15 protein-coding genes and 2 pseudogenes are annotated in these 10546 nt (G+C 42.7%); 6 read left to right on the forward strand and 11 right to left on the reverse strand.

Going from position 1 to position 10546, the window contains the following annotated elements; genetic code table 11:
* Position 1: 1 nt before the first annotated feature.
* The 4 genes from NDI35_RS15170 to NDI35_RS15185 are packed head-to-tail and all read right to left on the reverse strand — an operon-like array spanning position 2 to position 3891.
* Positions 2-271, reverse strand: coding sequence for a hypothetical protein (locus NDI35_RS15170; RefSeq protein WP_445313464.1), 270 nt, complete (start codon positions 269-271; stop codon positions 2-4).
* Between the two features lies 1 nt (position 272).
* On the reverse strand, positions 273-1979 hold the full coding sequence (locus NDI35_RS15175) for a hypothetical protein (RefSeq protein WP_445313465.1): 1707 nt from the start codon (positions 1977-1979) through the stop codon (positions 273-275).
* 37 nt (positions 1980-2016) lie between these two features.
* Positions 2017-3402 carry a hypothetical protein gene (locus NDI35_RS15180; RefSeq protein ID WP_445313466.1) on the reverse strand — a complete coding sequence of 462 codons (1386 nt, stop codon included), beginning with the start codon at positions 3400-3402 and terminating at the stop codon, positions 2017-2019.
* 3 nt (positions 3403-3405) lie between these two features.
* The gene (locus NDI35_RS15185; protein ID WP_445313467.1) at positions 3406-3891 is read right to left on the reverse strand and encodes a hypothetical protein; all 486 of its coding nucleotides are present in this window, start codon (positions 3889-3891) and stop codon (positions 3406-3408) included.
* Between the two features lie 183 nt (positions 3892-4074).
* Here NDI35_RS15185 and NDI35_RS15190 point away from each other — a divergent pair, with 183 nt between their 5' ends.
* From NDI35_RS15190 to NDI35_RS15215, 6 genes are all read left to right on the forward strand, one after another.
* Positions 4075-4713 (forward strand): hypothetical protein, encoded by a 639-nt coding sequence (locus NDI35_RS15190; RefSeq protein ID WP_445313468.1) that lies wholly within the window; start codon positions 4075-4077, stop codon positions 4711-4713.
* An 11-nt stretch (positions 4714-4724) separates the two neighbouring features.
* Positions 4725-5000 (forward strand): hypothetical protein, encoded by a 276-nt coding sequence (locus tag NDI35_RS15195; protein ID WP_445313469.1) that lies wholly within the window; start codon positions 4725-4727, stop codon positions 4998-5000.
* 1 nt (position 5001) lies between these two features.
* Positions 5002-5352, forward strand: coding sequence for a hypothetical protein (locus tag NDI35_RS15200; RefSeq protein ID WP_445313470.1), 351 nt, complete (start codon positions 5002-5004; stop codon positions 5350-5352).
* Between the two features lie 17 nt (positions 5353-5369).
* Positions 5370-5651, forward strand: coding sequence for a hypothetical protein (locus tag NDI35_RS15205; protein ID WP_445313471.1), 282 nt, complete (start codon positions 5370-5372; stop codon positions 5649-5651).
* A gap of 178 nt (positions 5652-5829) precedes the next feature.
* Positions 5830-6042 (forward strand): hypothetical protein, encoded by a 213-nt coding sequence (locus NDI35_RS15210; RefSeq protein WP_445313472.1) that lies wholly within the window; start codon positions 5830-5832, stop codon positions 6040-6042.
* Positions 6030-6464, forward strand: a complete 435-nt coding sequence (locus NDI35_RS15215) for a hypothetical protein (RefSeq protein ID WP_445313473.1) — start codon at positions 6030-6032, stop codon at positions 6462-6464. Before NDI35_RS15210 ends, NDI35_RS15215 begins: the two co-directional genes overlap by 13 nt.
* Before the next feature lie 224 nt (positions 6465-6688).
* Here NDI35_RS15215 and NDI35_RS15220 read toward each other — a convergent pair whose 3' ends face one another.
* From NDI35_RS15220 to NDI35_RS15250, 7 genes and pseudogenes are all read right to left on the reverse strand, one after another.
* Complete coding sequence (locus NDI35_RS15220; protein WP_445313474.1) at positions 6689-6832, reverse strand: MHYT domain-containing protein; 144 nt, start codon at positions 6830-6832, stop codon at positions 6689-6691.
* Positions 6833-6949: 117 nt separating this feature from the next.
* Positions 6950-7078 carry an MHYT domain-containing protein gene (locus NDI35_RS15225; RefSeq protein ID WP_445313475.1) on the reverse strand — a complete coding sequence of 43 codons (129 nt, stop codon included), beginning with the start codon at positions 7076-7078 and terminating at the stop codon, positions 6950-6952.
* 284 nt (positions 7079-7362) lie between these two features.
* Positions 7363-8190, reverse strand: a pseudogene (locus NDI35_RS15230) (PP2C family protein-serine/threonine phosphatase); the annotation flags it as partial.
* 66 nt (positions 8191-8256) lie between these two features.
* Positions 8257-8946 (reverse strand): annotated as a pseudogene (locus NDI35_RS15235) (MASE3 domain-containing protein); the annotation flags it as partial.
* A 300-nt stretch (positions 8947-9246) separates the two neighbouring features.
* Positions 9247-9387 carry a hypothetical protein gene (locus tag NDI35_RS15240; protein ID WP_445313476.1) on the reverse strand — a complete coding sequence of 47 codons (141 nt, stop codon included), beginning with the start codon at positions 9385-9387 and terminating at the stop codon, positions 9247-9249.
* Positions 9388-9451: 64 nt separating this feature from the next.
* Positions 9452-9838, reverse strand: coding sequence for a hypothetical protein (locus NDI35_RS15245; RefSeq protein WP_445313477.1), 387 nt, complete (start codon positions 9836-9838; stop codon positions 9452-9454).
* A 12-nt stretch (positions 9839-9850) separates the two neighbouring features.
* The gene (locus NDI35_RS15250; RefSeq protein WP_445313478.1) at positions 9851-10000 is read right to left on the reverse strand and encodes a hypothetical protein; all 150 of its coding nucleotides are present in this window, start codon (positions 9998-10000) and stop codon (positions 9851-9853) included.
* Between the last annotated feature and the right edge of the window lie 546 nt (positions 10001-10546).

Raw genomic sequence — 10546 nt, forward strand, 5'->3', positions numbered from 1 at the left:
ATTACATCAACTTTTTAAGGTTTAAATTGCTCGAAACTTTTTTCAATTTGCGCTTGCTGGGAATGGGGTCTTTAGTACTGTTGCGGCTTTGTTCGTATTCGGTGTTGTACTCCTTCTCAAAATTTTTAAAATTACCAACTCCCACAGCGCGGTTAATATTTTCGCGTTCGAGTGCGCGCTCCACTCGCATATTTTCCACGGTTTCTAATACCTTGGCTCTTATGGAAACCTTGATAAGCGCTTTGTTAGGTTTTGCTAAATTAATTGCCATGTTATTTATTTTTTAAGTCTTGTAACATTTCAAACAATGTTGGTGACTTGGGGTGTATTTCCTCTTTTACGATTGGATTTTTTCGAGTACGCAACAATCCCGATAAAAGCTTTTCGGTACTAATGTCGTCGTTCAAATCCAATTGCTTGTTAGATTTTTTGGGGTCAAAACCCTTAGTGTTTTCTCCTTCTACAACAAGGTTGTAAGATGTTTCGACTTCATCCTTAGTGCGTTTCGTAGTTACGCCGATGCAGTCGATTATGCAGTCAACTTTGTGAGACAAATCCGCAACTGCTACTAACAACTGCGTTACGGTAACGCCCGTGCGGATGTCCATATTTGTGCCAATATTGCCATCGTCCACAATTTCGTAGAGCATCTTTGTCACCGCTTCCGCCCATCCAGTCGCTGAGAGGTATCTCTCATTGATTTTCTGGTCGCCCTCTTTCACCGCGTCCGCATCTTGAATATCTATTTGCGGGCTAACAATTGTATTGTGGGCAATTGCTTGGAATATTTTTTGGAATAAGTGGTAATAGTTTTCGGCGTCTGTCGTTTTACCCGGTTCGCAACCGGGAGCTAATAAATAAGTAGGAATAGGAAACTTTTTTCTCTTGAAGAAATCGACGTGCAAAACGTCTTTCAAGTCTTCAAGTGAGTCGAGAATATCTTCACAGCAGTCGTTCATGTGTGGGGGTACTCCAGGTTGCAAGAACGGGGTAATTGTTTTTTGTTTTCCAGTTGGAATTACGCGAACAACAATGTATCTGACTAGCCTAGTTAGGTCAAATCCTGCGCCAGAATGCGTGACGTTGTAAGGGTTGTTTTCACTTATTTCTCCTAATCGCCTTTTGCAATTAGTTTTAGACCCATATAAAATTACGCACGTCGCAACAGAACTAGCAAAACCGCTAGGCATAGGCTTTACAATTTCGTTTTCTGTGTAAATTAAATTGGCTGTATAAGGGTTAATAATTGCTTGATATATTAAATAATTAAAAGTAGGCATATACAGCCTGGTCGTCTCGTTAGTTGTACCCGATGCCGTACCGCGTGATCTCTGGGCAGCTCTATCTCTTCCCCATTGATAAGTCTCTGAAACTTTAAACGGCAAAGCCCCATTTGATGGAGAACTGGGGGCGGGTATTTCACCAGATTGAATGTCGGTAACAGTCACCACATGATCAGAAAACCAAGTATCGTAAATTGGCGGGTTATATCTTTTATCTATTTCGACACCGTAAACATAACCTTGTAGCACAACATAAACAAGTTCAGGCCCATCGCTTAATTCAATTCCGTTTGGTCCCGGTGGTAATTCTGGCGGTGCCGGTTCTTCTTCTTTTGGTAATTCACACCCGGGGTCGGGATAAGTATGCGAAGCTACCACAATTCCCATAATTATTTTTTGCTCGGTAACTACGCAGTCGCGAGCTTCAACAATTACCTCAAATCCTCCTACGTTGTAGTGAATTTTTCCGCCTTCTCGGCCCCAAGTAATTGATTGCCCTGCAATGCTTACCGTAATCGCCCCGCCGTAGTCGTTAGTAATTCCTAATCCGCCTACTTTAAAATCAATCCCTAAATCCCAAATTCCCTCACTATCAATTGAGCCTTGAGCTTTGTTTTTGCCAATATTCCCCTCTGCCGAAATAGTTCCTTCGGCTGATGCAGTAGCTTGTGTTATCCCACTTCTTATACGTCCCATTTTTATTTGATTTCATTCAAAAAATTAGCGCTAACTGTTAAGCCAGCGCTAAATAGCTGCCATTTACCATCAATCCGGCCGCCGAGTCTAAAATAACAGAAGTAGAACTGCCACCACCGACTGGAACTTGGCTAAAAACAATTTGACCTATCCCGCCAGAAAATCCCCCGACATAACCCATCAAAATATTGTTAGCAGTAAGAGTGTAATTCCTGTGCCAAATACTGCAAGCCGAAATAGGACTGCTAGCAAACAAAAAAGGCAGTCCCGATATTCTCATCTCTCCCGTTCCGGTGTGATTGCTCCACTCCACAGAAATATCAAAAAAGATTCTTTTACCTATTTTTGTATAGCTACCTATTTGTGATGTATAAGTCGCGGTTCCTGCTGCTGTCACACCAATCACAAGAGGCGTAAATGTTCCTTCCTCGTAATCGTCCAAACAATTGGGATCTGTACTTGGTACTTGAGTCGAAGGGAATTGAATTCTACCTTCGCTGTTGTTGATAATTCCTGTAAATGTGGGATTAGCCAAAGGAGCTTTTAGCGCTAACAAATTGGTAATAGTAGCTGCAAAGCTGGCATTGTCGGCAAGCGCTGCTGCCAATTCGTCTAAAGTATTGAGAGTTTCTGGGGCTCCAGCTATCAAGTTAGAGATTGCTGTATCAATATCGGCAGGCTTAGCAAAATTTGATTGAAAAATAGGCTCGACTACGCCCGTACCAGCATTGCGCCCTAATAAAGTACCGGGCGGCAAATTTATCAATCGGCCGTCAACGGCTAGCTCTAGCATCGCCATGCGATCGAGCAACTGTTCGGTTACATCATTTTTTTTTGAATCGAATTGGCTAACCTCGACCCGCAGCGCTCCTTTGATTGAAAGGCGATCGCCCGCCGCTGGCAATGTCGTTTTGAAAGTCGGATCGGAAATAAACTGAATTCCGACTTGAGTTGCTTTGCCAAAAATATCTAAAGTCCCTTGACTTAAGTAAGGAATTAGATCGAGCGTGTTTGCGCGGTTTCCGTAGTTTTGAATAACTTCGGTATTTTTCCATACCCACGGGTCGGCGGCAGAGTTCCGCACGTAAAGCATCAATTGGCATTTTGGATATTGCCCGTTGAGCGCCGAAATTTCTGTCACTTTGTCGGCAAGCGTAGAATTTCGCTTGAGAGCCGGTGCGGGTGTCTGAATTCCTAAGCTGGGCAAATGGTAGGTGGCAATCAGTTGCTCTAAATAAACTGCAGCGCCGCAGTTTTCCCAAGATAAATGTGCGGTTTCGGCGGCAGGCGAACCCAACGTCGCAATGTAGCCCGCAATCGCCGTTTTAATCGGCGCAACTAAAGTATTTGTATCAAAAATTGTCTGAATTGTGCTGTTGGCTTTTAGCGGCTCAAACAGAATAGAAAAGGTATATTCGGGCATTTTTTAACTCAACAAATATTCTTTAGGCGTGATAGTAATACCCGTATCTGTAACTACACGGGTAAAAGGCAACGTGAAACTGCCGCTAACAGTTCCGTTAGTTGCATTAATACTGGCGCTGATATTCTTAGTTTTGTTAGGATTTTTAGAATCATCGTTTTGAGTCGCAAGAATGAAGCTCAAGACTTCTAAAAAATAATCTAAAGCATTTGCAGCAGTAAATTTGCCACCCGTACCGGGGGTGAAAGTTCCGGTCAAAAAACTTTCTGTTTTACCGACAAAATTTAATCCCGTTCCTGTAAATTTAACGGGCGCGGTAAAGTCGCCAGTAAACAGCAGCGCGTCGCTGTCATAATTTCCAGAAACAAAGCTAGTGACATTATTCCCCGCTGCTTCTAATCCTTGAAAATACTCTATCAATTGAAAAAATTGAGTTTCGGCAGTCGTACCTTTAATTGTTCCATTTGTTCCAGGAATAACAACAGTCATAATACTCTCAAACCCTTGTCAGGCAATAATTTTAGTATAGCCTAATAATCTTACATACCTATAGGTCTGAATTTTTAATAGTGACTAAAATAATGGCTTTTTAGGCGAGGATAAGACATATTTGATATGTGACTTGCTCTTGCCAAAAATCCCTTCTTAACAACAATACTTGTAATAAAACAAATGGCTAGATTTAGCGATATTTTACGGGCTGACGAGCTTAAAGCAGCGAAAGATAAACTGGAAGCTTGGCAAAAATTAGATAGAGCGGCTAAACGGGCGGCTTATCAAGCTGCAGTCGGCGATCACAAACGCTTGAATAGAGCGTCTCGCGTTGGCTACGTTAAACCTTTCGGCGCTCCAGACAAATTCTGGTATCAAACAAAAGTTTTGGCCCCAGCTTCGGCGACGCCAGAACCAAACACCAAAGAAGAAAACGATGCAGCCTTAATTACGGCCCTTCTTACTGTTGTTTCCCCTACCGCTACTACTGGTTATGTTCTGGCAGCGGTTCCTGATGGCGCGGGCAATATGTCGGCTGAAGCAAAAAAAGTACAATTTGCAAAAGTCAAGCTTACAGAAAGAACCGGTAACGGCGAACCCGGCAAGCTTTCTCGAATGACAGGGCTGCCCTATATGAAATACAGGACAAATACGGTAAGCAGTTCTTTCGGGGTGAATGGAGCCGCAACCGATAAATCAGAGCAAGCAGCGCGCAAAGCTTTAAGAGATGCTTTGCTTGGAAATCCTCCGGCTAACAATCGGTTTGTAGGGTTTACCCCTCAAGGTGAAATTGGCGACATTGTTATAAAAGCTTCTTAATAGGAATAAAAATGAGTCTCCAGAAAGAACTTTGGCTTCCAGGAATGAAAGAGGAATACTTAATAGTTCCTGATGCAATCGAGGATTTTTTGGAGATTCAAATTCCTGTTAACAGCGCAGAAACAGAATTTGAAAAAATGTGTCTAGTCAACAAGTCAGCTAAAGATTTGCTTAACGGCACTTTGGATATTGACACTTATTTAGACATTTTAGACTACGCAGAAATAGATCCGTTTTTTCACCTTCAAGAAGCAGCATGGCAAGCCGCCAACCTTTTTAATTATTAAAATGACTCTTGATAATGAAAGTGATTGGCAAGTTGTTTATAATGATTTCCATTCCACAACAGATGAAACACCCATAAATGCAATAGCAATTTCAGGCAGCTTTGCTCAGCACACTATTAGGATTTACACAATATCTTTACAGGCAAAACCTAATTGGTGGATGGCGGGCAGATTGATACAATTATTGGGCAATAGCAATCCTGATTTTGAAGCCTCTCGTTGGCCTGTACCACTAAAACGCCGTACATTAATCGAATTACCTCAACTTACCACTGAATACCGCTTAAAATTTGAGCCTGTCCGGTGGCTCAAGGAAATTGCAATAGTGATTGAAATTTACACCGGACAATAGTTAAGCGGATTGAAATTGTGAAAAGCTTAGTAGAAAATGCTTCATTTATTGGAACGCTTTTGACATCCTTGGTCAGCCTGGTTGTGCTGTGGAATGCAACGCGCGCCGTTTTAACACGCTTAGCCAATATCCAACGCAAAATTACACTCCTTCGCAGTTTGTTTATTAGTTTGCGGGGCGAGCTTCGCGCTTTGCAAAAGTTTTTAAAGATTAATCACGGATATCACACCAGGGAAGATATTCAAGACGTGCAAGAAGATTTGCTGCGACAATACGATAATAATGATACGGGGTTTTAAATGGACAAATACTCGTATCGATTTACGGTTGCTTCTTTAAATGTATCTGTAATTATGTTGGTCGGAGCGGGGTTGATTCTAGTTTTTCAAAAAGAAAATGCTACGCCGCTTATTCCTTTCTTAGCGCCGATTTTAACGTTGTTGGGCGGTTTGTTGGTTTCGCCTCCCAAGCAGCGACATGACCATAGACAAAGCTAAACAACTGTTGGAAGCTCCCAATTCTAGTCAGGCTCAATTAATAGATTGCTTAGAAGATTTGGCGAAAGAATATGGATACATTCAGGGTATGACTATCGGCAATCTGCGGGATTTGGTATCTGGAAGAAAAACACTTGCAGAAATTCAAAATTTAATTGAACAAATTAAACAGAAAATAAAATGCACAAATTAATTTTTACAATGCAGTTGGCTCAATCATCAGAACTAATTTATGGGAATTTACAGCTCGTTTATCCTAGCGGCGAAACGATCAACTATCTCGCTACTTCCGGCTGCGCGGATTACCAGCGGCCGGGTGACGAATGGGTGCGCGGCAAGGGTCCTATCCCAGCAGGGGAATACGAAATACCAACCGAAGGTTACTGGCTGGATACGCGCGGGGTTGAGGGCCTGTTTTTTCACATTACGCCCGACCCCGTAATTTCAATTCACGGTATGCGCGCCGAGCTGGGGGTGCATTTTGATGCCAATATGCCCGGTACTGCTGGCTGTATTGGGGTGGTGCGGAAATTTGGGTGGCGACGGTTGTGCGATCGGCTCGCGTCGATCGCGGAACTGGGTATAAAATCCTTGCCGCTAACGGTGAAGTATTAGCTTGAAAACACTATATGCAGGGTTGAAATGAAGCTGTATCAACACTACATATAGTGTGTTAATCCCTGATAGGGTTTTGGGTAATTGCCCAGCGTGTAAGACTGCCCTTTTTTCAATCCCTGATAGGGTTTTAGGTAAGTTGCAACTGCTACACGGCTGGGAGGCTGACATCCCGCAAGACTTGTACAGCGCAAGCTTATTGCCAGCCACCAAAATAAGAGCATTTATCTCTGGGGATTCCTTATAGATTTGGAAATAACGGCAACTAAGAAAGACAGTGCCGCAATCGAGTAATTATGGTGCATTTCGGCAGGTACTCGCATCGCCGCCCTGCCAATATAAAGCATACTTTCAATGCCAGAGCCCATGAGAATACCGGGGATTAACAATGAGAACCTGTGTGCAAAACCTCAATGCAAGCTGTAGAAGGCCATACCAGATGCAATGACGGCGGCAAGCCAAGAGACAATCACAATGGGTAAATCCTAGGCGATCGCTACTGGCAGGTGATAAGCCAGCATTCCTAAAAAGTGCATTGCCCAGATGCCCGTTCCCGTCAACGAACCACCAATTAACCCACCTAAGCGAATATTTTCACCGTTTTTTAGAGTCATCGTTCCAGGTAATTATAAGGTAATATAGGAGGCAAAAATTGCCGAAATAAGGGAAAAAATGACTAGCAAAAAATCGTATTAATTACCATTAATAGATGAGACTAATAGAAATTTAGAGGGTGACTACAGCTTTGAAGTTTGCTTAATATTTAGCCTGTTTCGTGGCACTGCGTTTGAGGTATCGTAACACTTCCTCGTAAATTTGACTGCTAACGCGATCGCCCCGCAGACCATTTTCCCGTTTCATGTCATCACTTTATTGTTTTGAGGTATGGGCGCTCGCTCTAAACCAATGCGGCTGCTTGAGGCTGGGACTTTTTTTCTACAACACCTAATTGGGTCCGCTTCAAAACCAACAATGTGATGTCATCAAATACTTTTTGAGTGCCGATATGTCGCCGTACATCGTCAATCACCGCTTGCTTAATTTCCCCAGCCGATAAATGCCAGTTTTGGCTAATGATTTCACACATCGGTTCAATTCCATACTGTTTTTTCTTAATGTCTTTTGCTTCGGGAATACCATCGGTATATAGCACGATACCATCTCCTAGCTGTAGCTCAATTGAAATGTGACTGATGAACTCAGAAATGTCATCGTCAAGAGCAATGGGGAATCCTAAATCCATCATGTCTACTCGCTCAATTTCTCCACCGTTTCGCACAATGATTGTTTCTTCATGCTGACCGCTGATGCTGACCCATCCTTTTGAGTAGTTTAAAATCGCTAGGGTGAGACTTTTCTCGGAATTCATACGCTGCACGTTTTTGTAAAGGGTGCGGTTGATCACATCCAGGAACCGAACCGGATCAGTTTCGCGGATTTCCTTGAGGGTGCGAACGGCTGTTTGCGCCATCAACATCAAGATACCGCTTTCGAGTCCATGTCCAGTGACATCGCCGATGCCCAGAGTGACAACGCCATCGGTGTTTAAGACATCATAGTAGTCGCCGCCGACTTCATCGGCAGCATCCATATATCCGGCAATATCGAGTCCTTCAATTTTCAGCTCTTCAGGTTTGGGCAGAATCATCTGCTGGATTTGACGGGCAACATTAAGTTCTGCACCCATACGCAAGTTTTCTGATTTGAGTTTTTGGTTGAGGGAGATGGTTTTAAGAGCTATTTCCTCTTGTCTATAAGTGTCAATGTAATCCACACTCAATCCTATAAATGGAACTACATAGGAGATAATTTTTAAAAAATGTGCAATGTTGAAATCATTGTCGAGTAGGATTTTTGAACCGAAACTCATGTGTAGCTGAGTACCGATCGCCGGAATCATGCTGATAATCAGACTATGGGAAAATAGGCTGGGATAACGCTGATAAAAGCGCGGTAGAACAAACACACCTGCAAAGATAAATAGCAGTAACGACAACGCATCCCAAGGACGAATAATCAAGGAGTCAGGGAAAATAGCTTGTGGAAAAAAAGTGCCGGTAAGAGCGTAGTGGATAATAGCATAAGAGATCATGCTAAAAACTAGGGCGATCGTAGCAACAAAAGCCAAGTCTCCACTGTACTTTTTAACTTTAGTGACCAAAAAAATACTAGCACCTGCAATCAAGATTAGAGGATTGAACAGCCGACAAACTGTCCAAGTAAAGATCATCACCTTATAACTCTCAGCATGAGTTGCGATCAAGCGATCGGAAATTAGAATGTGAAAAGCATCCATGCTACCAGCGAAAAATAAAGCAATACCAATGATGGGTGTCACTATATCTCCTTTAATCTTGAAGTAAACAAAGGATAATAGCGCAGTAAAAATCGCAGTACAGAAGGCACTCCACTCTAGTATTGTGTGGATAAAGCTACCCGATAAGCTATGATACAAAGCATCCAGCTTTTCATATTTGCTCATTTCAGAGAAAATGGACACCTCAAAGGGTTGCTGGGTTGAGTCAAAGTCTACACCCAATAAATTAAGAAAGAATGGCAGCGCACAGATGGCTATCACTGCCCATACAACTTTCTTGGGAAGGTGATTTTTCTTGATCACGATTTATGTCTCCTTTATGATAATTTTTGTGACGACATAACCAATGCTCTCATACGTTGTTTATTGTATGCCAAATTCCACCTTGCTTTGGTTAACTCTTGTTAGCAAGCAAGTCAGGACAGTTGAAACTACTAGCATAGATTCCTATGCAGAGTGCATAGGTTAATTACTGGATGCTATCACTTCATGATTTTGCCTATCGTCAGCAGCGTCATCCTGCCGCTTTAGCACCAGTAATGTAATATCATCAAATACCTTTTGCTTGCCGATAAACTGCCGCAGCTCGGCAATTCGATGAGTCATACACCGGGTAGGTAGAAGCAATGGAAATAATGTCAGGGTGATCTGACCATTGCTGGACCGGATTTCAGGTTGGTTTACCCCCAGCTACCGTATTTTTGTACCATACATCTTCCCTGGGTGACCCGGCTGCCGTTGACAAAAGTTTTGTTGGATTGCCTCTTTGGTCAATGGCATAGCGTTTGATCGGCGTTATATCGGGTGCTTGTATCCTTTCTGTATATAGAGAACCATCGTCTTCTCGTCCAATGCCGACATACTCTCCTTGCTGGCTACAGAACAAAATGTAAGTGAGCTTTTCAGACAACTTCATGTGCTGCCAAAAAAATCGTCTGGTTGTATCGAAATCCTGTGAGTTTAGCATCCCTAGGTCGATCGCCTGTGCATTAATTCCATTCACTTGTTGAGGTGTTGCTAGGTAGTTACTTAACTGCTTAGTGACGCGGCTACTCACCTGATTACTGAGTTAGGTTGCCAAGTCATTAACGGCTTTTTGCCCATTGTGGAAGGAGAGATAACCAACTAACCCCACAGCCGCTACAATTTGCAAAACGAAGGGAACGACGAGGGCTGTACGGAGACGCAATTTACGAGAAGTATTTTTCAAAGATTTCACGGGGATAGCGGTTAACTAAGAATAATTGACCCTTTCAACATCGCTTCCAGTTGTTGCTCGGTCTTATTAGGAGTTTCTACCTATTCCTTCAAAACCCGCAGTGTAATATCATCACTGGCTTAGCGGGACACAAACTGCCTTTTAACCGCAAACAAAGCCTACACGGGCTTTATATAAAGGTGTAGAAGTCCATGTTTTATTGTACCCAGCAGATTTGTGGGATTTGCTCTCAGCAGTTTACAGGCAATATGCCCTGTACTATACAACTTTTTAGGCCGCCTATGAAAAAGTTGTCCCTCGCAAGCGACACCAATCTGTCGGGAAAGATACGGGCAAAACTTCTGATATAGCAAGATTCAATAACACCCTGATGCCAGGGATTTCTCGCTATTGTAATAAAAACTCGTAATTGCTCAACCCCCTTGACAAGAAGACAAGATAGACATTAGATCAAGGAATGGAAAAACTCCCCGACCTAAAACAGCTATCGAACGAGGCAAAAGAAGCCTTGATAGTAGAGCTATGGGAGAAAATCCAAAAACTAAC

The sequence above is a fragment of the Microcoleus vaginatus FACHB-2002 genome (genome assembly GCF_040004035.1).
GTDB classification, from domain to species: Bacteria; Cyanobacteriota; Cyanobacteriia; order Cyanobacteriales; family Microcoleaceae; genus Microcoleus; species Microcoleus vaginatus_C.

Excerpts from the sequence above, each read along its gene's own strand:
- NDI35_RS15195 (WP_445313469.1), top strand. The coding sequence starts at position 4,725 with ATGAGTCTCCAGAAAGAACTTTGGCTTCCAGGAATGAAAGAGGAATAC.
- NDI35_RS15225 (WP_445313475.1), bottom strand. The coding sequence starts at position 7,078 with ATGACTCTAAAAAACGGTGAAAATATTCGCTTAGGTGGGTTAATTGGT.
- NDI35_RS15190 (WP_445313468.1), top strand. The coding sequence starts at position 4,075 with ATGGCTAGATTTAGCGATATTTTACGGGCTGACGAGCTTAAAGCAGCG.
- NDI35_RS15185 (WP_445313467.1), bottom strand. The coding sequence starts at position 3,891 with ATGACTGTTGTTATTCCTGGAACAAATGGAACAATTAAAGGTACGACT.
- NDI35_RS15175 (WP_445313465.1), bottom strand. The coding sequence starts at position 1,979 with ATGGGACGTATAAGAAGTGGGATAACACAAGCTACTGCATCAGCCGAA.
- NDI35_RS15180 (WP_445313466.1), bottom strand. The coding sequence starts at position 3,402 with ATGCCCGAATATACCTTTTCTATTCTGTTTGAGCCGCTAAAAGCCAAC.
- NDI35_RS15220 (WP_445313474.1), bottom strand. The coding sequence starts at position 6,832 with ATGGGCTCTGGCATTGAAAGTATGCTTTATATTGGCAGGGCGGCGATG.
- NDI35_RS15210 (WP_445313472.1), top strand. The coding sequence starts at position 5,830 with ATGACCATAGACAAAGCTAAACAACTGTTGGAAGCTCCCAATTCTAGT.
- NDI35_RS15240 (WP_445313476.1), bottom strand. The coding sequence starts at position 9,387 with ATGACTCATCGAATTGCCGAGCTGCGGCAGTTTATCGGCAAGCAAAAG.
- NDI35_RS15215 (WP_445313473.1), top strand. The coding sequence starts at position 6,030 with ATGCACAAATTAATTTTTACAATGCAGTTGGCTCAATCATCAGAACTA.
- NDI35_RS15200 (WP_445313470.1), top strand. The coding sequence starts at position 5,002 with ATGACTCTTGATAATGAAAGTGATTGGCAAGTTGTTTATAATGATTTC.
- NDI35_RS15170 (WP_445313464.1), bottom strand. The coding sequence starts at position 271 with ATGGCAATTAATTTAGCAAAACCTAACAAAGCGCTTATCAAGGTTTCC.